This window comes from Candidatus Dadabacteria bacterium, from assembly GCA_009840385.1.
Lineage (GTDB): Bacteria > Desulfobacterota_D > UBA1144 > Nemesobacterales > Nemesobacteraceae > Nemesobacter > Nemesobacter australis.
Genome location: VXNX01000006.1, coordinates 37,269 through 57,238, shown reverse-complemented (window position 1 = coordinate 57,238; position 19,970 = coordinate 37,269). Strand labels below are relative to the sequence as shown.

Below are 19,970 nucleotides of genomic sequence, written 5' to 3'. Positions count from 1 at the left end.
AGTTGGTGTATTGATACTAAAACAGGCTCCTGTTTAGAGCATCTTGAACATCTCGGGGAAATCGTCGATGATCTCAGAAAAGCTTTCCGCAACCCGGTCGGCAAACCCAAGTTCATCGCCGGAACACGAGTTAGATATACCGACGCATCTCATCCCGGCCCTTTTGGCCGCCAAAACACCGTGGGGAGAATCTTCAAATACAACACACTGGGCGGCCGTTATGGTGCCGTCGTAATCTTTTCTGAGCCTCTCAAGGCATTTAAGGTATACCTCGGGGGACGGTTTCGGGTTCTCCGTATCATCGGCTCCTATTATAAAACCGAAAAACTCGGAAAGATTTTTACTCCCCAGTATAAGGTTGATTTCTTCGGTTAACGCGCCGGAACCTATCGCCACATGAAATTTGCCCCGGATGGCCTCCAAGAACTCGACGACCCCCGGAAAAATTCTTATCCCCTCCCCCATCATTTCTTCAAAACAGATGCCTTTTTCTCTGACAAGCCGGGCAATCTCCTGTTCTGTGCAACGCTGTCCGTTATCCTCAAGAAACCTCCTGAAAAAGCTTTTGTCATCGCAGGCAAGGTACCGCAAGTAATAGTCGGCGGTCGAGAGCTTTAATCCGAGTGTTTCCACAGTTCTCTGAAAAGCTCTTAGGTGCAGGGGCTCGCTGTCAACTATAACCCCGTCAAAATCGAATATGACCGCTTTTATCATTCCGTTTCCCCGATTTGTGAGATATGGTATTTTACTGCCGGAAGAAGCCTATACAAAGAGTCTGCGAATAACACACAGACGGGAGAAAAAGAAAGATGGATTACTATAACCCCGAAGATCTCAAGAGATTTTCCGAGATCGGGGAGTTCAGAGAAGATCTCATGGACAAGTTTTTCGAGTACTACAACTCTGCAACGAGCGAGGAAGGGGCGCTTACAAAAAGGGAAAAAGCGCTCATAGCCCTGGCCGTGGCTCATACCGAAAAATGTCCTTACTGCATAGACGCATACACTACGCAGTGCCTAGAGACGGGAGCGGACCCGGAGCAGATGACTGAAGCCGTACATGTCGCCGCCTCAATGTCGGCCGGCATAAAGCTCATCCATGCAATCCAGATGCACAACACGCTGAAAAAGAACCGCGCCCTCTAGAAACAAAACGAGAAGAAAAACTGCCATGGAACAAGTTAACGGAAGCTCTCGAAGGATACGTTATGATCCAAGAAAAAACGAAGACAAACAATCATAATTTTTCCCGCAAACTAATCGACCAAGGTCTCGATACCGACCCTATTACGGTCGAAACCCTGCAGGTAAACATAACAAAGCTTTGCAACCAGGCCTGCACTCACTGTCACGTGGATGCCTCGCCCTGGAGAAGTGAGCAGATGAGCATTGAGGGCGTAGAGAGATGTCTTGAAATACTGAGCGAAAACGACTGCATTAAAAATCTTGACCTGACCGGAGGAGCTCCGGAGTTAAACCCCCATTTTGACTACTTCGTAAGGGAAGCCAGAAGTCTTGGTAAACACGTAATGGTAAGGCACAACCTGACCGTTACTCTCGACGGAAACCCCAGGACAGGAGAGGAAAAAACGTACATACCGAAGTTTTTTGCCGAAAACCGCGTCGAGGTTATATCCTCGCTTCCATATTACAGCAGCTATTTCACGGACAAGCAGAGGGGGAAAGGGGTCTTCGAAAAAAGCATAGAATCCCTAAGAATGCTTAACAGCGAAGGCTACGGGGGCGGGGAACTAAAACTTAACCTGGTATATAACCCCGTTGGGACTTTTCTTCCCCCGGACCAGAGGAGCCTTGAAGCGGACTTTAAGGCGAAACTCAAAAAGAACTACGGAATACGGTTCGATAACCTATACACACTGACCAATATGCCGATTAACAGGTTTGAGAAGGAACTGAGAAAACAGAACGCCTACGAAGAATATATCGAAAAGCTTGTAAACGCGTTTAATCCCGAAGCCGCAGACGGCATAATGTGCCGGAACCTGATCAGCGTAAGTCACGACGGAAAGATCTACGACTGCGACTTTAACCAGATGCTTGAGATGCAGGCCCGAAACGGAAACGGGGGGCTGACCATATTCAATTTCGACCTTAGCCAGGTGATCAAGAGAAAGATAAGATTCGGTGTTCACTGTTTCGGATGCACCGCAGGGGCCGGAAGCAGTTGCGGCGGCCAGACGGTATCCTGATTCCGAGGCTTTGCGGAATGTCCCAAAAAAACGATAATGCCCTGATCGTTTTTCTTAAGTATCCGGAAACAAAAAAAGTAAAAACGCGTTTGGGAAAAGACATAGGGGACCAGAGGGCCTCGGAACTCTACCGTGAAACGGCAAGTTTTATCGCCGACTCCTTCTCGGGTCAGAAGAACTGGAAAACTTTTTTCTTCTACACACCAGAAGAAAGGAAAAAGGAAATTTTTGAGTGGCTAGGCAACAGAGATGCATTTTTCTTGGCACAGGATGGAGAATCCCTCGGGCAGAGAATGTCCCGCGCGTTTGCAAAGTGTTTTTCACTAGGATTCAGAAACGTCGTCATCATAGGCACAGACTGCGTGATGATAACCGAAGAAGATTTGGAAACTGCGTTTTCGCTGCTCTCGGGAGGGAAATTCGAAGCGGTCCTGGGGCCGGCAACCGACGGGGGATACTATCTCCTCGGGCTATCCAGGAAAACGGACGCGGTTTTTCTGGACATGCAATGGAGCACTTCCCTAGTATTTAAAGAGACCGAAAGACGCATGAAGGCAAGCGGTCTGCGCCACGCCGTCATGAGAGAGCTTACGGATATTGACGAGGAAAAAGATATAAGCATAAAGGATATAATGACAAGGGACATGAAACTCGCGCGCAGACTGGAACAAGTCCTTTTGAAAGACCAAAAAATCCGTACCGAGAACAGCGGGGAGAAAAAACCGGCATGAATTCCGAAATTCTGGATGTGGGAATAGTTGCTTCTTTTTTCGCTGGAGTGATTGCGTTTCTTTCTCCTTGCATCCTTCCGCTTATGCCGGGTTACCTTTCAGTAGTAACGCATCTTTCACATGAAGATCTTTCAGACGCTCGGAACCTGCCCAAATTCTCAAGGGTTGTCGTACCGAGTCTTGTATTCATACTGGGATTCTCAACCGTATTTATCTCCCTAGGCGCATTCTCCTCCCAGCTTGGGGGAATGATCTCGGGCAACAAAACTTTTTTGCTCAGAATAGCCGGAATATTCATAATCCTTTTCGGAATATTCGTAATGGAGATCGTAAAGATCCCGTTTCTTGAGAAAGAACATAAAATCTCCCTCCCGCGGGAAAGGGGAAATCTTCTCGGAACTTATATTCTCGGTCTGGCGTTCGGCTTTGGCTGGACGCCATGCGTAGGACCTATTCTCGGATCCATACTACTCTACGCAAGCACAGTGGAAGGAACGCTAAACGCGGTTGGGCTGCTCGCGGTTTACTCACTCGGGATCGGCATACCGTTCATGCTGGTCGGTCTTGCGTTTAACAGCGCCATGAGATCTTTTGGAAGTGTCAGAAGATATTATCCGTATTATAAGTACGCGATAGGTTCGGGACTTATAATCATAGGAATAATGATGTTTTCAAACGAGATTCACTACTTGAATATCTACGGTCAGAAAATATTTGACGCAGTGGGAATAGATTTCTGGAAAAGGTTTTAGCCTAAAAACCAAAACCTAGATCGCATACATCTCGGATCACGCATCTCCATAGCTCAGGATTCCGTAGCTGTACACGCCGGCAAGAGCGGCGACGGAATCTACGGCTTCCGGAGCGACCCGTTTTCCGACTTCAAGCAGTTCCTTCGACTCCTCTACCTTCATGCCGTGGCTCTTTTCAAAAACGCTTAAGTCATCAAACCCGGTCACCCAAGTCACGTTGAAAGTTTTCTGGAACATATCAGTCGCCCTAACAACCTCAGGGTTTTCGTAGGTCCTGTTAATGACGCTCAATGGATAGTAGTCAAAAGCGATTTTGAACGAAGGAATTCTGGCACACAGGCTGCCAAAGAAGCTGTGAATCAGCTCAAGGGGAAGATACATGCTGTTTCCCTCCCAAAGAAAAAGTATCGGAGAGTTGATGTCAAAGCCCACCTTGATGAGTTCTTCCGGCAGGTCAACTTCAAGATAGTTGCATGGTATGCTTGCGCATGGCGTAACGCCGTGGTTTTCAAGAACCTTGCGTTTGAACTCCAAAACGGCTGGCTGATCAATATCGCAGAAACGCACTCCCTCGGCCTGGAAGACCAGGGAACGCATGTCAAACCCGCAGCCAAGTATGACAATCTGCTTCATGCCGGTTTGAATCTCGCGTCTTGTGATTTCATCCAGTATGCAGAAGCGGTAACGGAGAATTTCAACCGATTCCGGAAGAATTTTTGTTACCCTGTCGACCTTCTCCCTTATCTCGTCCGTAACAAACCAGTGGGCGTACGGATCGTTGAACACGCGGTGTTCACGGTTTCTTTCCATTTCCCTGTAGCAGGCTACGGCAAACGCGGTTGCTCCAACTTCGTTTATGTCTGACATGGCAGGTCCATATAAGAAAATTACGCGGGCTGCGCACTCAGCAGAAACAGCCTGCGGGATGCGGCCCCCTCCCCGTTATCAAGATATGTTCTATTACGGCGTTGACAAGTAAAAACCTTTTCGGACTTCGCAGCAAAATACCCGAAGCAAGCAGGGAGTGAAACCAGGCGATATCGAAATCCTGCAGTCAATTAGATAGTTAACCCTCAAAATTTGTTGACTCTGAATAAATATTTTTTATATTTGTTACGTTTAAATATAGGGGTGGAGGTAAAAGTGCCTTTATACGAATATGAGTGCTGTGATTGCGGAGAGGAATTTGAAGTTCTGGTACTTGACTCCGGTGAAATCATAAAGTGCGTGAGCTGCGATTCGCAGAACGTCGGAAAGCAGTTCTCGACCTTCGGATTAGGTGGTGGCAGTGAGAACTCGGGAATTTCCGAGAGCGAGGACTCAGGAAGTTGCTCACAACCATCCTGCTCTTGCTGCTGCTGATTTCCCGGTGCAATTGCACAAAACTTATCTCTGTATATAATTAACTCTTCATTTTAAAACACCCGACGGAGGATCGGTCAAGAAATGTGCGAAGGCGATAAAAATATGAAGGAAGCCGCTCTTGAATATCATAGAAGCGGAAGAAAAGGAAAACTTGAAGTCGTACCAACAAAGCCCTGCGACACGGCCTGGGAACTTTCCCTCGCATACTCCCCTGGAGTCGCTGAGCCCTGCAGGGAAATAGACAAGGACGAAGATCTCTCTTATGAATACACCAACAGAGGAAATCTGGTCGCGGTGGCTTCGAACGGCACCGCAATACTAGGACTCGGAAACCTAGGAGCCCTGGCGGGAAAACCCGTAATGGAAGGGAAAGGGGTGCTTTTCAAGAAGTTCGCAGACGTTGACGCCTACGACATTGAAATAGATACCGATGATCCAGACGAATTCATAAAGACCGTAAAATACCTTGAGCCCACTTTTGGCGGTATTAACCTCGAAGATATAAAAGCCCCTGAATGCTTCTACATAGAAGATAAGCTGAAAGAGGAAATGGACATACCCGTCTTTCACGACGATCAGCACGGGACCGCTATAATATCGGGTGCTGGACTTCTTAACGCCTGTGAGATTACCGGGAAAAAGATGAGCGAACTCAAAATGGCGTTTAACGGCGCCGGAGCGTCAGCAATCGCGTGTGCCGAGTTCTTCATAGCGCTCGGAGCAAAAAGGGAAAACATAATAATGTGCGACAGCAGGGGCGTAATTTACGAGGGAAGAAACGCCGGGCTTAACCCTCAGAAGGAGAGATTTCTTGTCGATACGGACAAAAGAACCATAGGGGATGCACTGGTTGGGGCCGATGTGTTTGTCGGACTCTCAAACGGCGGAGCCATTAATCAGCAAGACGTTAAGAACATGGCGAAAAATCCTATAATATTCGCCATGGCGAATCCCGACCCCGAGATACTTCCAGCTGACGCAAAGGAGGCCAGAAGCGACGTGATAACTGCCACGGGTCGGTCTGACTTCGCAAACCAGGTGAACAACGTTCTGGGGTTCCCCTTTATTTTCAGGGGAGCGCTTGACGTAAGGGCGACGAAAATAAACGACGAAATGAAAGTCGCGGCTGCGTATTCCCTTGCGGCGCTTGCCAAGGAACCAGTGCCTGAAAAGGTGGCTAAAGCCTACGGAAACCAGAAATTTGAGTTCGGTCCGGACTATATAGTCCCCAAGCCGTTTGATCCCAGGGTTCTGGTATGGGAATCGGCCGCTGTCGCTCAAGCCGCGATGGAAACCGGCGTTTCCAGAATCAACATCGATCTCGATTCCTATAAGAAGAGCCTGGAAGATAAGATAAAAGACCTGCTCTAGGAAGAAAAACTGACGTTTTGCGAGACCGCCTCAACTTGCCGGCAACTTAATTTCCAGCTTGCGTACGGAGGAGTTCCGACCTCTATCTGATCCATTGATAAAAGCAGTCATATTTGACATGGATGGAGTCATAATAGACAGTGAACCCCTGTGGGAGAAAAGCGAGTCTATTATGCTCAAGCAAAAGGGGTTTGCAGGCGACGAAAGCTACAGAAAGGAATACAGAAAGAAAATAATGGGGCTTAGCCAGAGAGATTCTGTAAAGCTTCTCAAAGAAACTTTCGGCCTCGATGAATCCCCCGAGGAAATTCTCAATGCCCGCCTTGAAATCCTTCTCGAACTCTATGAAAAAGACCTTAGGCTTGTTGACGGGGTTCCCGAACTCCTTAAAACCCTAAGCGGTGAAAAATATATAAAAACGGCTCTGGCCTCAGGCTCACCCATGAAAGTGATAGAGTTCGTTCTTAAGAAATTCTCTCTTTCGGACACTTTCGGGATAAAAGTTTCCGGAGACTGCGTGGAAAGGGGAAAACCTCACCCCGACATATACCTTGAAACCGCAGGACGTCTTGGGGTCAGCCCGGGAGAATGCGTCGCGATTGAAGATTCCATAAACGGTATAGTGTCGGCCAAGGAAGCCGGCATGCACTGTATCGCGGTACCCGACCCGAGAATAGCCCCAGAGGATTACCCTCAGGCCGATATTTTCAGAAAAAGCATTTCGGAAATCCGTCTCGAAGACATAAAGAGCTTCTCGTAAAACTAAAAGGGCCTAGGACCAGGAGCCATGAATTCGGGACCTATGGGATTGGGGACGAAAGCATCAAGTATCGCGTCTATTTCATTCATTGAATCGTCGTCTATCATCCATCCGACAGTGCCCGCAATATCATCTAGCTGGCCGGGGCGCCTAGCTCCCCAAAGCGTAATATCGTTTCCGCATTTGTCGAGAACCCACCTGACGGAGAGTTCAAGCACGTTTTTTCCAAAACGCTCGGAGGCAAGTTCCCCCAGTTTTTCGACCGCGCCAAGATAATTATCATAGACAGGTCTTCGAAACTTGGGATCAAAATTTCTCAGGTCATCCCCTGGGAACTCCGAGTCAGTTTTTAGTTTCCCTCCCAGAAGTCCCCTGCACAAAGCTCCGTAGAGAAGCATTGTAACCCCCTGCTCCTCACACCAGGGAAGCACGTCGTCCTCAATTCCTCTCTCAAAAAGATTGTAGGGAGGCTGGCTTGAGTTAAGCGAGCACACAGAACGAAAAACCTCCATCTGCTCAACCGAGTAGTTGCTTACTCCGACAGCCCTTATCTTTCCGCTTTCAAGAAGTTCCGCCATTGCCCCCGCGGTTTCCTCAATGGGCGCAAGCGGGTCGGGCCAGTGAATCTGATAAAGATCTATCCGATCGGTGCGAAGCCTTCTGAGGGAATCGTCAACCTCCTTGCGTATTCTCTGCGGCAGGGAGTTTCTGAATATTCCTCCCCTCTCCCACTCAAGCCCCACTTTGGTCGCGATTATCAGTTCATCCCTCATCCCGCTCTGAGAAACCGCTTCTCCCACGATTTCTTCGGAGACACCAAAGCCGTAAATCGGAGCGGTATCAATGAGATTCACCCCGTTATCAAATGCCTCGTATATCGTCCTGACGCATTCCTTCCTGTCGCTCCCTCCCCAGAGCCATCCTCCCATTGCCCAGGTCCCAAGGCCTATCCTCGACGAACTGATTTCCGTACCGGCAATTTCTACAAATTCCATTATCTCTGCCTCCGGTTCTCTATGATCTCAGGAAATGGATCTCACACCTCGCGGGTTGCTTCCGCCAGCGAAAAAAGAAGGTCTCTGGCTTCAGCGGTTGAGCGGACTCTGTATTTGGCTTTTGACGGTCCGAAACCCACCTTTATGGAATAAGCATCTTCGGGGAGTTCCTCAAAAATATCCTCATCCGTCCAGTCATCTCCTATCGATATGATGAGGTCCCATTTTTTCCCTTTTAGCCACTGAGAGGCCGCCTTGCCTTTATTTATGAAAGAGCCTTTGATCTCCACAACCTTGTTTCCCTCAAGCACACCGATCTCAAGATTTGCCGTTATGTGCGAGAGCATATCCTTAAGCTCCCCCACCCTCACGATTGAGAGTGCCGGATCAACTTTTCTGTAGTGCCACGCCAGGGAGAAATTTTTCTCCTCGATAAGCGACCCGGGAGTCCTGTCGACAAACACTTCCAGTATGGGTCGTATTTCTTCCTTCCATCCTTCCGAGATAATATCTACCATCTTCCACTTCCCGCGTCTTATCCAGAGACCGTGTTCCGCCGCAAGACCGTTTGTGACCTCTCCAAGCCAGTTGGTAAGAGTCTTTCTGTCTCTGCCGCTTATGATAACGAGTTCATTCTTTCTTCTCGAGGAAAGAACCTCGAGCGCGGAATAGAGTTCCGGGTCAGGTTTAGCATCCTGGGGATTATTCTTGAAAGATACAAGAGAACCGTCGTAATCAAGCAGAAAAAGACACTTCTTGCTCTCCCTGTATTTTTCAATCAGTTCGCTCGTCATTTCTGGGCTAAGTCTTCGGGCGAACATTTTAAGCTGTCTTTCCTTGGTTTCGTCAAGCCTCTCCATAAAGTCTGCAGTCCATCTCCTGATATCGTATCTGCCAAGGCGCCTCTGCATCGTTTTCATACGTCTTTTCTGCTCCGTTTTGGTCATTCCGAGGGCGGTTTCCAGAGCCCGAGAAGTAGCTTCGAGGTCATTGGGGTTTATGATTATGGCTTCGCTCAGTTCCTGCGCGGTTCCTGCCATCTCACCAAGTATGAGCACGCCGGCTCTATTCTGTCTAGCGGCCACGTACTCCTTGGCAATTAGGTTCATGCCGTCGCGAAGGGGGGTAATGAAAAGAATGTCCGCGGCCAGGTAAAGAGAAATCAGATCTTCGAAACCGAAAGATCTGTACATGTAGTAAATTGGGTTCCAGCCGATCGTTCCGTAGCGACCGTTTATAGCCCCAACCATATTGTCAACTTCATTCTTCAGTATCTTGTAGTGGACTACTTCTGTTCTCGAAGGTACCGCTACGAGCAAAAGAACCACCTTGCCCCTGATTTTCGGGTTTTTCTCTAGGAAAAGATCAAATGCCCTGAGTCTCTCCGGAATTCCTTTTGAGTAATCAAGACGGTCTATGGAAAGGATGATCTTCTGGTCGGTCCCCAGAAGATCTTTGAACTCGTCTTTTCTTCTCTGAATGCTTCGATTCTTTGTCGCGGAGGAAAATTTCTTGTAATCGATTCCCATGGGAAAAGTATCGGTTCTTATCTCTCTTTCCCCGATTATAAACCGGCCGAGAGAATGCTCGTGTCCGAGTATTCTTCTCACGCTTTCGGCAAAATGCCTTACGTAATCGAAAGTGTGAAAACCTATGAGGTCAGCTCCGGTAAGTCCTTGTATTATTTCCCGGCACCACGGAATAAGCCTGAAAATTTCTGAAGACGGAAAGGGTATATGGAGAAAAAAGCCGATACTTGATCTGGGCAACTGCTTTTTTACAAGCTCGGGGACAAGCATCAGATGATAATCGTGAACCCAAATGTAATCCCCTTCACCGGCCACATCCAGTATGGCGCTGGCGAACTTGCTGTTGACCCTGATATATGATTCCCAGAACTCTTTTTTATAAGTTCCGTACTGGACGAAGTAATGAAAAATAGGCCATATCACCTCGTTGCAGAAACCCTGGTAATAGTCTTTTACCTCTTCAGCGGTAAGGTTCACGGGATAAAAATTCTCTTCTCCGAGCCGGCGCTGCACTTCCGCAACCTGTTTCTTCGAGAGATTCTCGTAATCTATCCCCGGCCACCCTATCCAGCATTTCTCATAATCGGTATCCAAAGAACTCAGCCCCGTAGCCACACCTCCCACACTCGGTTCAAAAGAAAGTTTTCCGTTCTCCTCCCGTACGGTTGTCGGCAACCTGTTGGACACAATGATAAGTTTTTTCATGAAAACCTATTATAATAAAAAGGCAGTTTCAGGAATGATAACCAAAAGAAAACTTAAGGCTAGAAAAAAGGGATCCTTGTATGAAAATATCAAACGCGGTCTCGAAAATCCTCACTGTCCTCATCATAGCCCTGCTTGCCTACACTCTTTGGAACGGGCTTTCGGGAAAGGGAAAGGTTGAGATCCCCTCACAGCTTGTAGGACAACCCGCGCCCGAGTTCGTGCTGGAATCATTTAGCGGCGAAAGAGTGAGACTCTCGGATTTCAGGGGAAAAACATTGCTTGTGAATTTCTGGGCATCCTGGTGCCATCCCTGCAGAGAAGAAGCCCCGGTGCTTGAAAAAGCCTACATGTCTCTTTCAGGCAAACAGGTCGAGTTCATAGGAATAAACGTAATGGACGACAGAAAAAGCGCGGAGGAATACATAAAATCCTTCGGGGGAACGTTCGTCAACATTTATGACCCGGAGAACAGGATACATCTTGATTATGGAGTAGGAGGAGTTCCAGAAACCTTCTTCGTAAATCCCGAGGGAATCATAACCGGCAAACACAGGGGACCGCTCACGGAGAAAATGATCATGCGCTATATTGAAAACGCAACTACTTACAACGCTCAGAACGGGGAAATTAAAAATCTATGAACTCTTCTCTTCGTAAAACTCTAAGCATGGGACTTTTCTTGTCCCTAGCCTTTTTCATCGCCTTCCATGTGGGTGCAGACACGCTTGAAGACCAAATAGCCGACATCGCAGGAGAACTCATGTGCCCCGTGTGCGAGGGACAGAGCGTCGCGGAGTCAAACGCACAGCTTGCCCGGGACATGAGGGCTGTCATTAAAACAAAGCTTCTTGAAGGAAACTCGAGGGAAGAAATAATAGATTATTTTGTTGCCAGCTATGGAGAAACTATTCTCGCATCCCCTCCACCGAGGGGATTCAGCGCGATTTTATGGCTTTTGCCCATACTCTCTGTTCTCATCGGCGGAGCGATAATCCTGAGAACTATTTACGCATACAAAGTTGAGGAAAAGAAATAACCAAAGAAGCGGTTAGCCGAGAAACTCGCTGCATGCCTCAAGTATGGGCCTCTTTCCATCTGCGGGATCAAACCATTTTATGCTGTCATCCGCGCGGAGCCAGGTGGACTGTCTTTTGGAAAATCTTTTCGTGTCCGTCTTTATTTTTTCAACCGCCGTCTTCAGATCAAGCTGACCATCGAGGAATTCATTGATCCGCTTGTAACCTATAGACTTCATAGGTTTTAAGTCAGGTCCGTATCCCCTAACTCTTATGGCCTCGACCTCTTCAACCCAGCCACGGCCAATCATCGCATCGACTCTTTCGTCTATAGTGCGGCGCAGTTGCTCCCGCTCCCCGAGGAGACCTATCTTAAGCGCATTAAACCTTTGTTCCGCAAAACCGTGGCGCCGCTGGTGATCCGACATTCTCTCCCCAGTTGCATGATAGACCTCCAGCGCCCTCTCAATTCTTACGTAATCATTCGGATTTATCCGCCCGGCGGACACCGGGTCTATGGATTCAAGTCTTTTGTAAAGGGACACGACTCCCTTCGCATCCCTCTCCCGCGCGAGGCTATCTCTGAATTCCCGATCAATCTCAACGCCTTCAAGAAGCCCGTAAAGAAGGGCCTTTACGTAAAGAAAAGTTCCCCCGACCACAACTATTTTCTTGCCGTCCGCGACAAGCCTACTGATGCGATCAAGGGCAAGCCTCATGTAAGTGCCGGCGTTAAAACCCTCGTCGGGGTCTACAATATCTATAAGGAAATGGGGAATTTCCCGTCTTTGCTCTTCGGTGGGTTTGGCACTGCCTATATCGAAATGCCTGTAGACCTGAACGGAATCGGCGCTTATTATGCAAGCGCCGGTTCTGCCGGCTATTTCCAGTGCAATTTCGGTTTTGCCCGAAGCTGTAGGTCCTAAGACAACTATCAGCTTCGGTTTTTCCCGAGAAAGACTCAACTGCGCGGATTAGTCGGAAACTCTGTAATCTTCTATGTTCTGGTCAAGCACGGCCTTTCTGCTGAGCCTCACCCTTCCGTCACGCTCAACCGCGAGGCACTTTACTAGAACCTCATCCTTTTCGTTCAGGATATCGGTTACCTTTTCGACCCTGCGGTTTTCAAGTTCGGAAATGTGCAGAAGCCCGTCTTTTCCAGGACCCAGCTCAACTATCGCTCCGAAATCCAGGATACGCTTAACCACGCCGACATAGAGCTTGCCGGCAACGACATCCTCAACGATTCTTTTTATATAATTCTCAGCTTTCTTGCAGGCTTCATAATCGGGGGAGAAAATCTTGACCAGACCGTCATCCTGTATATCTATCTGCGCTCCCGTGTCCTCGACTATCTGCTTTATAGTCTTGCCGCCGGAGCCTATAACAACCTTGACCTTATCCGGCTTTACCTGGATCGTAAGGATTCTCGGAGCGTATTCGGAAAGCTCTTCTTTGGGTCCGCTAATTACCTCTTCCATCTTCCCGAGGATATGCATTCTGCCATCTTTTGCCTGAGCAAGTGCGGTTGTGAGAACATCTTCGTTTATGCCGGTTATTTTAATATCCATCTGCAAGGCGGTAATACCGCCCTGGGTGCCAGCCACCTTGAAATCCATGTCCCCAAGGTGGTCCTCATCACCAAGAATATCAGAGAGAACGACGAAATTGTCCCCTTCCTTTATAAGTCCCATAGCTATGCCGGCCACGGGGGCACTTATAGGCACGCCCGCGTCCATAAGAGACATCGAGGAACCGCACACAGTCGCCATTGAGGAGGAACCGTTTGATTCAAGTATTTCGGAAACGATCCTGATAGTGTAGGGAAAGTCTTCTTTATCCGGCAACACGGGTTCTATCGCCCGGGCGGCAAGCGCGCCGTGCCCTATTTCTCTTCTGCCGGGACCCAGCCGGAAGCTCGTCTCTCCGACGGAGTAGGGAGGAAAGTTGTAATGCAGCATGAAACTTCTTGTCTGGTCGCCTTCAAGCGCGTCTATTCTCTGCTCGTCGTATGAACTTCCCAGGGTCGTGACGACTATGGCCTGGGTTTCCCCGCGGGTAAAGAGCGCTGAACCGTGGGTTCTCTCAAGAAGACCCACTTCACCCCATATGGGCCTTACCGTCGTGTAGTCCCTTCCGTCGGGTCTTGTACCCTCCACTATCTTGCTTCTCACGGAATCTTTGATCAACTCCTCAAACGACTTGTCAATCTTGGATTTGTCTTCCGGGCGTTCCTCAACCAGTTTTTTTACCGTTTCTTCATAAGCTTGGTTTATAAGTTTCTTTCTGCCGTCCTTTGAATCAGCCACTATCCCCTGCTCAAGAGAAGGGAGCGCGGATGAACGAACCTCGCTTTCAAGCGCTTCGTCCGTTTCGACGGCGGGGACTTCTCTTTTTTCCTTCCCGATTCCTTCAACGAAACGGTTCTCGAAAGAAACGATTTCCTTAATCCCCCCGTGGGCAACCATGAGAGCTTCCACCACCTCGGCCTCGCTTACTTCCTTCGCGCCGCCCTCGACCATCACGATGGCCTCTTCTGTGCCCGCGACGGTTATTTCCATAGTGCTGGTTTCAAGCTGCTCGGGAGAGGGGTTTATAACAAGCTCGCCGTCTACTTTTCCGACGGTAAGAGCCGCTATGGGCCCGGCAAACGGAACATCCGATACCATAAGCGCAGCTGAAGACGCTATCACCGACAGAACGTCCGTAGCGTTTCTGCCGTCAGCGGAAATAACCGTAACTATAACCTGGGTGGAATAAGAAAAGCCCTTGGGTATAAGCGGCCTTACCGGCCTGTCAATAAGCCTTGACGTAAGGATTTCCTTTTCGCTGGGACGTCCTTCCCTCTTAAAATAACCTCCGGGAATTTTCCCGGCCGCGAATGATTTTTCCTGATAGTTAACCGTAAGCGGCAGGAAATCATCTTCTATTTTTTCTTCCGAGGCAACGACCGTGGCAAGCACGGTAGTTCCTCCGCAGGAAGCGAGCACCGCTCCGTTTGCCTGTTTGGCAAGCCTTCCTGTTTCAAGGCGCAGCTTAGCTCCGAACAGCTCCGCTTCCATTTCTCTTGTTTGTTCAGTCAATTCATTTCCTCCAAAACATTACTTCCTTATCTTCTTAGCCCAAGGGTCTCAATCAGCTTACCGTACTCTTCCGGTCTTACCCTCTTTACGTAATTGAGCAGCTTTCTTCTCTTGGCGACCATTGAAACCAGTCCTTTTCTTGAATGGTTGTCCTTGGGCGCCCTTTTCACATGCTCCGACAGTTCCTGTATCTTTCCGTTCAGAATCCCTATCTGAACCTCGGCCGAACCCACGTCGTTCTCATGCTTCTGAAACTCGCTTATGATTCGCACCTTATCTTCCTTTTGCAAAGACATAAATTACTTCCTCCTAGACCCTTGCCTGATCAGTTAAACACTCTTAAATGCCGAAACACTATATCCTTATCTCCCATATACTCAAATTCATCGGAATCAGTTTTCGCCTCACAGATGGAAAGAATCGTCTTCCGGCAAAACACGGTGATTATATCCCTATTTTTAAATTCGGGCAATTCCACGCCCGAAAGGGCTTCTCGGGAAAGAGGGATTCCGTTACGCACACTCTCGCACAGACCCCCTTCCAGATAAACCCTCGGATAGCCCGCCAGGACCTCATCCAACGGAAGAATATTGTAGTTTCCGGACTCCACATCCTCAATACTGTTTGCATCGCTTAGCGCAAAGGGACCGCTTCTAAGCCTCCTGAGTTCGGAAAGATGGGCCCCGCAGCCCAGTTTCCCCCCGGCATCCGAGGCAATCACCCTTACGTAGGTTCCCCGGGAACACCTAACGTAAAAAGTCGCTTTCGGGTAAGAGAAGTGAAGAAGCCTTATTTCCTCTATCCTAACCCTCTTCGGTTCCCTTTCAATCTCCTTTCCAGCTCTCGCGAGGGCGTAGAGCTTCGTACCCGAAACCTTCGCGGCTGAATACATAGGGGGAACCTGCATTATCTCTCCCGAAAACCCTTCTATAACCTCCCGCACCTCATCCCTGCCGATATGTTCCGCGCTCACCCGCCCGGTGACCGTGCCGGTGTCGTCCATGGTATCGGTTGATACGCCTAAAGTCATCTCGGCCTCGTATTCCTTTATATCGTCTCTGAGGTAAGGAATAGCTTTTGTCGCCTGGTCAAAGCACACGGGCAGAACTCCAGTCGCAAACGGGTCCAGGGTTCCCGTATGACCCGCCTTTTTCGCTCCCACGGCTTTTTTTACCCTGTTAAGCGCCTGGGCGGATGTACAGCCCCTGGGTTTATCGAGAATCATGACTCCGTCCATCACATCGCTTTCTCGATCGAACTGAGAAGCCTTCGCTTTACGGTATCAAGCGGAGCGGAAATCACGCAGCCTGCGGCCCTGCGGTGTCCTCCCCCGCCGTAGCGCCCGGCAATCCGCGCCACGTCCACGTACTCCTTGGAGCGTAGGCTCACTTTCCAATCTAGAGCGGATTCCTGTCTCAGGAAAACCGCGACTTCAATCCCTTCAATCGACCTCGCCATGCTCACAATACCTTCGGTATGCTCTTTTTCGGTGCCGGTCTGTTCGAACATTTCGCTTGACACGTGCAGAAAAGCGATTTTCCCGGCTACCTCGAGGGTGTTCATTGCCAAGGTTCTCAGCATAACCTTTCTGAGAGGTTCATTATCATAGATGAGTCTTGAGATCTTCTCCGGGTCGGCTCCGTGGTCGACCAGTTCAGCGGCGATTGTGAATGTCTCAGAACAGGTGTTCGAATACCGGAAAGAACCCGTATCGCCGACTATCGTGGAGAAAAGACACTCCGCAACCTCCGGGCTTATGAAAATCCCGATCCGCTTTATCATTCTGTAGAGAATAACTCCCGTAGAAGATGCTTTTTCATCTATAAGGCAGTACTCAGAGTTCGCGCCGTTGCTCGCATGGTGGTCAACAAATGCGAGCGTAAAATCGTTGTTCGAGATTAAATTCTCAAATTCTCTTCCAGGTCGAGAGATATCAGCGCAGTCAAGAAGCATTACCACTTCCACGTCATCCGTAACGTGATCAAGAGAATCGGTGAGGCCTGAGCACCCGGGAAGAAACCGCAGGTGATCAGGAACCCCGTCTTTGTTGTACATAATCACATCCTTCCCCAGCTCGCGAAGAACAAGCGCCATAGCTATGGTTGAACCCAGAGCGTCGCAATCCGGATTCTCGTGGGAAACGACGAGAAATCTCTGGTTTGCCCCTATAAGATTAAGGATATTGTCCAGGTTACTCATCCGACACACCCCTTATCAGTTCGTCAATCCTCGCCCGTTTTTCCACAAGAGCGTCATACTCGAATTCTATGTTCGGGATTTTTTTTATCCTCAGTTTTTTTAAGAGGGCACTTCTTATGTAGCCGGTGGCGTTTTTTAGCCCTTCGAGCATCTCTTGGGTATCTGAGTGTTCGTCAAAAGACGTGAAAAAAACCTTCGCGTAACCCATGTCGTCTGTAACTCTCACAGCCGTTATACTCACTGACGACACCCTCGGATCCTTGATCTTTCCGCGCACCAGCATCTCGGATATTTCTTTTATGAGAAGATCGGATATCCGCGCAGATCTTTTGTAGCTGTGAGCCATTTTCGGTCACCTAGAAATGGAGGATCTCTATCTCTTTCTCCCCCATGCGGAAATTTCCCGTGCTTTCAATATAGGAAATCACTTTGTCCAGAACAGAATTTACCAGAGAGGCATCGTTGGAAACGTATCCAAGCCCTATAGTAGCCTTGTCTTTTAGGTCCAGGGAATCAACTTCAGTCATGGATAGGCTCGGGAATTTTGACCTTGCTCTTTCCACAAGGCTTTTGATCAGGCGCCTTTTATCTTTCAAAGACCTGTTGCCCGACATGTAGAGTTCAAATCTCGCTATGCCCACAACCATTTAAGACCTAGATATCAAAGCTCCTGTTTTATCTCCTCGAGCTTATAGAGTTCAAAGACATCACCTTGCTTCACGTCGTTGAAATTCTCTATCGTTATACCGCATTCGTATCCAGAGAGAACCTCTTTCACGTCTTCCTTGAAACGTCTAAGAGAACTTACCTTGCCGTCAAAAACGATCGTACCATCCCGAACCACCCTGATGCTGTTGTCCCTGCTTACCTTTCCGTCAGAAACCATGCATCCGGCGATAGTTCCCACCCTCGACACGTGGAAAAGCTCCTTGACATCCATATGGGCAACCACGACTTCCTTCTGCAAGGGCTCGAGAAGTCCCTCCATCGCGCTTTTTATCCGGTTCACAACATCGTAAATTATGGAATGAAGCTCAAGGGAAACTCCTTCTTTCTCAGAAATCCTAAGCGCATTCGCATCCGGGCGGACGTTAAACCCTATCACCACCGCGTTTGACGCGCTTGCCAGAACCACGTCTGTTTCGTTTATCCCTCCCGCTCCGGAGTGAACGATCTTAACCCTGCACTTCTCGGTCGAGAGTTTCTCAACGGAGTCCCTGAGCGCCTCGACCGATCCCTGGGTATCCGCCTTTATTATGAGTGAAAGTTCCTTGGCTTCTTCGTTCTCAATGGAATTGAAAAGATCCTCAAGCGAAAGTTTCGGAGTGGCAATCACCTTGCGGGACCTGATCTTGCTCTGGCGGTGAGAGGTTATCTCCCTGGCGGTCTTTTCATCCTTTACTACGTGGAATTTTTCCCCGGCTTCGGCAACTCCCGAAAGACCCATTATCTTGACCGGCAGCGAAGGGCCGACGCTTTTTACCGTTTTGCCCTTGTCGTCGGTGAGAGCTCTTATTTTTCCGCTGTGAACTCCCGATACGACGCAATCTCCGACCCGAAGAGTCCCTTCCTTCACGATAACCGTGGAGACGGCTCCCCTGCCCTTGTCAAGTTCAGCCTCTACCACCACGCCGTTTGCCTTTTTATCGGGCGACGCCTTGAGTTCAAGTATGTCGGCTTGGAGCAGCACCAGTTCAAGGAGTTCGCTTATACCCTTTTTCTTTTTCGCGGAGACCTCAGCAAAAAGCGTGTCTCCTCCCCACTGTTCCGATATGAGACCTATTTCGGAAAGTTCCCTCCTGATTTTTTCAATATCCGCGCCTTCCTTGTCTACTTTGTTTATGGCCACTATGATCGGAACTCCGGCCGCCTTAGCATGGTTTACAGCTTCAACCGTCTGGGGCATTACTCCGTCATCCGCCGCCACGACCAGAATGACTATATCCGTTATGCTTGCGCCGCGAGCTCGCATTGAAGTAAACGCCTCGTGGCCCGGCGTATCCACGAAGGCTATGGTTGAATCTTTTATCTTCACCGCGTAGGCGCCTATGTGCTGCGTTATTCCGCCGGCCTCTCCCGCGACAACATCGGTTTCCCTTATAGAGTCAAGAAGGGTAGTCTTGCCGTGGTCAACATGCCCCATGACCGTAACCACCGGCGGACGCGGCATTTTCTCTGTGTCCTGCGATTCGTCTTGATCAAAAAGCAGGTCCTCCTCGACAAATCTCTCAACGGTCACGTTAAAGCCAAATTCATCGGCGACAAGTTCAGCTGTATCGCTGTCAATCGACTGGTTGATCGTGGCACCCGTACCCATGGTCATGAGCTTCTTAACGACTTCCGACGCCTTCACGCTCATCAGCTTCGCAAGATCGGAAACCACTATCGTTTCGCCGACCTTTATGTTCCTCTTCGAAGTATGGACAGGGGAAACGGGAAGAACTCGCGCGTCCTGGCCGTCGGCCGGGTAAGCCCCCCTGTTTTTTCCGGCTCCGTCAAAATTCTGCCTAAGCTTGGGTTTCTTGTTCTGTATTACGTATTCTTTTCTGCTCGGAACCTTGGTCCGAAACGCCCTTTTAAGCTGCTCGAGGGTCTCTTCATCGTGTATCTCCTCTTTTAGGACCTTGGTTTTTCTTGCTTTCTTCTTCGGCTGCTTTGGCGCTTCCCGCTCATCTGTTTCCTCGACGATTTTTTCGGGTTCGGGGGACGGTTCGGGCTTAAGCTCAATATCGTCTTCCTGCGGAACCTCGACCCCGGCTTCGGGCGGCGGTGCGACTTCCAGCGCCTCTTCGGGTGCCGCTTCGCTCTCGGCGCTCGGAACTTCGACCACCTCTGCCTCCACGGACTCGGGCGGGGCGGGAATTTCGAGATCCGGGGGAGCCTCCGCAGCTTCTGCGGCGACCGGGGCGGCCTCTTTTACCTCCTCGGGCTCCGGTTTTACAACCTTCTTTCTTCTTCTGATAACCCTGGAACCCGTTCTTCTTTCAACGAAGTCGCCCGTTTCGGATTTGAAAACCTTTACGGTTTCCTTCTGCTTCTCCACTGTTTTTTGGGAATCGTCTTCGGGAATTACGGGAACAAATGCCTTTCTTATTTTATCGGCATCTATTTTCGAGACTACGTTTTGATGACTCGTAACTTTCATTCCAAGTTTCGCACTCTGGGCTATTACCTCTTTACTGCTTACTCCCAGTTCTTTGGCTATCTGATGTATTCTGACTTTAGGCATATTTCAAAAAAGTCTGTTCCCCC

The 19,970-nt window shown here is 49.2% G+C and carries 21 protein-coding genes; 9 read left to right on the top strand and 12 right to left on the bottom strand.

The features are described 5' to 3' along the window. Nucleotides 1–33: 33 nt before the first annotated feature. Nucleotides 34–714: an HAD family phosphatase gene (locus F4X55_02785; protein MYC39927.1), complete on the bottom strand. Its 681-nt coding sequence runs from the start codon at nucleotides 712–714 to the stop codon at nucleotides 34–36. A gap of 95 nt (nucleotides 715–809) precedes the next feature. On the opposite strand from F4X55_02785, the gene F4X55_02780 reads away from it, so the two are divergent. The 4 genes from F4X55_02780 to F4X55_02765 all read left to right on the top strand — a co-directional run bounded on the left by F4X55_02780 (nucleotide 810) and on the right by F4X55_02765 (nucleotide 3,692). Continuing rightward, the gene (locus F4X55_02780) at nucleotides 810–1,145 is read left to right on the top strand and encodes a 4-carboxymuconolactone decarboxylase (GenBank protein ID MYC39926.1); all 336 of its coding nucleotides are present in this window, start codon (nucleotides 810–812) and stop codon (nucleotides 1,143–1,145) included. A gap of 62 nt (nucleotides 1,146–1,207) precedes the next feature. After that, nucleotides 1,208–2,209, top strand: a complete 1,002-nt coding sequence (locus tag F4X55_02775) for a radical SAM/Cys-rich domain protein (GenBank protein ID MYC39925.1) — start codon at nucleotides 1,208–1,210, stop codon at nucleotides 2,207–2,209. Continuing rightward, complete coding sequence (locus tag F4X55_02770; protein MYC39924.1) at nucleotides 2,161–2,940, top strand: glycosyltransferase; 780 nt, start codon at nucleotides 2,161–2,163, stop codon at nucleotides 2,938–2,940. The genes F4X55_02775 and F4X55_02770 overlap by 49 nt, the downstream gene beginning before the upstream one ends. Continuing rightward, nucleotides 2,937–3,692 (top strand): cytochrome c biogenesis protein CcdA, encoded by a 756-nt coding sequence (locus F4X55_02765; protein ID MYC39923.1) that lies wholly within the window; start codon nucleotides 2,937–2,939, stop codon nucleotides 3,690–3,692. Before F4X55_02770 ends, F4X55_02765 begins: the two co-directional genes overlap by 4 nt. A gap of 36 nt (nucleotides 3,693–3,728) precedes the next feature. Here the strand turns inward: F4X55_02765 and F4X55_02760 are convergent, their stop codons facing one another. After that, nucleotides 3,729–4,559: a class I SAM-dependent methyltransferase gene (locus F4X55_02760; GenBank protein ID MYC39922.1), complete on the bottom strand. Its 831-nt coding sequence runs from the start codon at nucleotides 4,557–4,559 to the stop codon at nucleotides 3,729–3,731. A 276-nt stretch (nucleotides 4,560–4,835) separates the two neighbouring features. Here F4X55_02760 and F4X55_02755 point away from each other — a divergent pair, with 276 nt between their 5' ends. From F4X55_02755 to F4X55_02745, 3 genes are all read left to right on the top strand, one after another. Beyond that, a complete protein-coding gene (locus tag F4X55_02755; GenBank protein MYC39921.1) occupies nucleotides 4,836–5,054 on the top strand; it encodes a zinc ribbon domain-containing protein in 219 nt (72 codons plus the stop codon). Between the two features lie 105 nt (nucleotides 5,055–5,159). Then, entirely contained in the window at nucleotides 5,160–6,428 is a 1,269-nt protein-coding gene (locus tag F4X55_02750) for a malate dehydrogenase (protein MYC39920.1), read from the top strand. A gap of 118 nt (nucleotides 6,429–6,546) precedes the next feature. Then, entirely contained in the window at nucleotides 6,547–7,188 is a 642-nt protein-coding gene (locus F4X55_02745; GenBank protein ID MYC39919.1) for an HAD family phosphatase, read from the top strand. Nucleotides 7,189–7,190: 2 nt separating this feature from the next. On the opposite strand, the gene F4X55_02740 is transcribed toward F4X55_02745, so the two are convergent. Next, nucleotides 7,191–8,183: an aldo/keto reductase gene (locus F4X55_02740; GenBank protein MYC39918.1), complete on the bottom strand. Its 993-nt coding sequence runs from the start codon at nucleotides 8,181–8,183 to the stop codon at nucleotides 7,191–7,193. A gap of 41 nt (nucleotides 8,184–8,224) precedes the next feature. After that, nucleotides 8,225–10,417, bottom strand: coding sequence for a bifunctional alpha,alpha-trehalose-phosphate synthase (UDP-forming)/trehalose-phosphatase (locus F4X55_02735; GenBank protein ID MYC39917.1), 2,193 nt, complete (start codon nucleotides 10,415–10,417; stop codon nucleotides 8,225–8,227). Between the two features lie 80 nt (nucleotides 10,418–10,497). Here F4X55_02735 and F4X55_02730 point away from each other — a divergent pair, with 80 nt between their 5' ends. Next, nucleotides 10,498–11,061, top strand: a complete 564-nt coding sequence (locus F4X55_02730) for a TlpA family protein disulfide reductase (GenBank protein ID MYC39916.1) — start codon at nucleotides 10,498–10,500, stop codon at nucleotides 11,059–11,061. After that, nucleotides 11,058–11,456 carry a cytochrome c-type biogenesis protein CcmH gene (locus F4X55_02725; GenBank protein ID MYC39915.1) on the top strand — a complete coding sequence of 133 codons (399 nt, stop codon included), beginning with the start codon at nucleotides 11,058–11,060 and terminating at the stop codon, nucleotides 11,454–11,456. Before F4X55_02730 ends, F4X55_02725 begins: the two co-directional genes overlap by 4 nt. 12 nt (nucleotides 11,457–11,468) lie before the next feature. On the opposite strand, the gene miaA is transcribed toward F4X55_02725, so the two are convergent. From miaA to infB, 8 genes are read right to left on the bottom strand one after another with little or no spacing between them, the layout of a single operon-like run. After that, entirely contained in the window at nucleotides 11,469–12,401 is a 933-nt protein-coding gene (gene miaA / locus F4X55_02720) for a tRNA (adenosine(37)-N6)-dimethylallyltransferase MiaA (protein MYC39914.1), read from the bottom strand. Nucleotides 12,402–12,410: 9 nt separating this feature from the next. Next, the gene (pnp, locus tag F4X55_02715) at nucleotides 12,411–14,498 is read right to left on the bottom strand and encodes a polyribonucleotide nucleotidyltransferase (GenBank protein ID MYC39913.1); all 2,088 of its coding nucleotides are present in this window, start codon (nucleotides 14,496–14,498) and stop codon (nucleotides 12,411–12,413) included. 47 nt (nucleotides 14,499–14,545) lie between these two features. Continuing rightward, nucleotides 14,546–14,815 carry a 30S ribosomal protein S15 gene (rpsO, locus tag F4X55_02710; GenBank protein MYC39912.1) on the bottom strand — a complete coding sequence of 90 codons (270 nt, stop codon included), beginning with the start codon at nucleotides 14,813–14,815 and terminating at the stop codon, nucleotides 14,546–14,548. Between the two features lie 29 nt (nucleotides 14,816–14,844). After that, complete coding sequence (gene truB, locus F4X55_02705) at nucleotides 14,845–15,756, bottom strand: tRNA pseudouridine(55) synthase TruB (GenBank protein ID MYC39911.1); 912 nt, start codon at nucleotides 15,754–15,756, stop codon at nucleotides 14,845–14,847. Then, on the bottom strand, nucleotides 15,756–16,718 hold the full coding sequence (locus F4X55_02700; GenBank protein ID MYC39910.1) for a bifunctional oligoribonuclease/PAP phosphatase NrnA: 963 nt from the start codon (nucleotides 16,716–16,718) through the stop codon (nucleotides 15,756–15,758). The genes truB and F4X55_02700 overlap by 1 nt, the downstream gene beginning before the upstream one ends. Next, entirely contained in the window at nucleotides 16,711–17,064 is a 354-nt protein-coding gene (gene rbfA, locus F4X55_02695) for a 30S ribosome-binding factor RbfA (GenBank protein MYC39909.1), read from the bottom strand. Before rbfA ends, F4X55_02700 begins: the two co-directional genes overlap by 8 nt. 10 nt (nucleotides 17,065–17,074) lie before the next feature. After that, nucleotides 17,075–17,365 (bottom strand): DUF503 domain-containing protein, encoded by a 291-nt coding sequence (locus F4X55_02690; protein ID MYC39908.1) that lies wholly within the window; start codon nucleotides 17,363–17,365, stop codon nucleotides 17,075–17,077. Nucleotides 17,366–17,379: 14 nt separating this feature from the next. After that, nucleotides 17,380–19,947: a translation initiation factor IF-2 gene (gene infB / locus F4X55_02685; protein ID MYC39907.1), complete on the bottom strand. Its 2,568-nt coding sequence runs from the start codon at nucleotides 19,945–19,947 to the stop codon at nucleotides 17,380–17,382. Between the last annotated feature and the right edge of the window lie 23 nt (nucleotides 19,948–19,970).

Bases quoted from the DNA above. Each gene is read 5' to 3' on its own strand.
- F4X55_02785 (MYC39927.1), bottom strand. From the start codon at position 714: ATGATAAAAGCGGTCATATTCGATTTTGACGGGGTTATAGTTGACAGC.
- F4X55_02780 (MYC39926.1), top strand. From the start codon at position 810: ATGGATTACTATAACCCCGAAGATCTCAAGAGATTTTCCGAGATCGGG.
- F4X55_02775 (MYC39925.1), top strand. From the start codon at position 1,208: ATGATCCAAGAAAAAACGAAGACAAACAATCATAATTTTTCCCGCAAA.
- F4X55_02770 (MYC39924.1), top strand. From the start codon at position 2,161: ATGCACCGCAGGGGCCGGAAGCAGTTGCGGCGGCCAGACGGTATCCTG.
- F4X55_02765 (MYC39923.1), top strand. From the start codon at position 2,937: ATGAATTCCGAAATTCTGGATGTGGGAATAGTTGCTTCTTTTTTCGCT.
- F4X55_02760 (MYC39922.1), bottom strand. From the start codon at position 4,559: ATGTCAGACATAAACGAAGTTGGAGCAACCGCGTTTGCCGTAGCCTGC.
- F4X55_02750 (MYC39920.1), top strand. From the start codon at position 5,160: ATGAAGGAAGCCGCTCTTGAATATCATAGAAGCGGAAGAAAAGGAAAA.
- F4X55_02745 (MYC39919.1), top strand. From the start codon at position 6,547: ATGGATGGAGTCATAATAGACAGTGAACCCCTGTGGGAGAAAAGCGAG.
- F4X55_02740 (MYC39918.1), bottom strand. From the start codon at position 8,183: ATGGAATTTGTAGAAATTGCCGGTACGGAAATCAGTTCGTCGAGGATA.
- F4X55_02735 (MYC39917.1), bottom strand. From the start codon at position 10,417: ATGAAAAAACTTATCATTGTGTCCAACAGGTTGCCGACAACCGTACGG.
- F4X55_02730 (MYC39916.1), top strand. From the start codon at position 10,498: ATGAAAATATCAAACGCGGTCTCGAAAATCCTCACTGTCCTCATCATA.
- F4X55_02725 (MYC39915.1), top strand. From the start codon at position 11,058: ATGAACTCTTCTCTTCGTAAAACTCTAAGCATGGGACTTTTCTTGTCC.
- pnp (MYC39913.1), bottom strand. From the start codon at position 14,498: ATGGAAGCGGAGCTGTTCGGAGCTAAGCTGCGCCTTGAAACAGGAAGG.
- rpsO (MYC39912.1), bottom strand. From the start codon at position 14,815: ATGTCTTTGCAAAAGGAAGATAAGGTGCGAATCATAAGCGAGTTTCAG.
- truB (MYC39911.1), bottom strand. From the start codon at position 15,756: ATGGACGGAGTCATGATTCTCGATAAACCCAGGGGCTGTACATCCGCC.
- F4X55_02700 (MYC39910.1), bottom strand. From the start codon at position 16,718: ATGAGTAACCTGGACAATATCCTTAATCTTATAGGGGCAAACCAGAGA.
- rbfA (MYC39909.1), bottom strand. From the start codon at position 17,064: ATGGCTCACAGCTACAAAAGATCTGCGCGGATATCCGATCTTCTCATA.
- F4X55_02690 (MYC39908.1), bottom strand. From the start codon at position 17,365: ATGGTTGTGGGCATAGCGAGATTTGAACTCTACATGTCGGGCAACAGG.
- infB (MYC39907.1), bottom strand. From the start codon at position 19,947: ATGCCTAAAGTCAGAATACATCAGATAGCCAAAGAACTGGGAGTAAGC.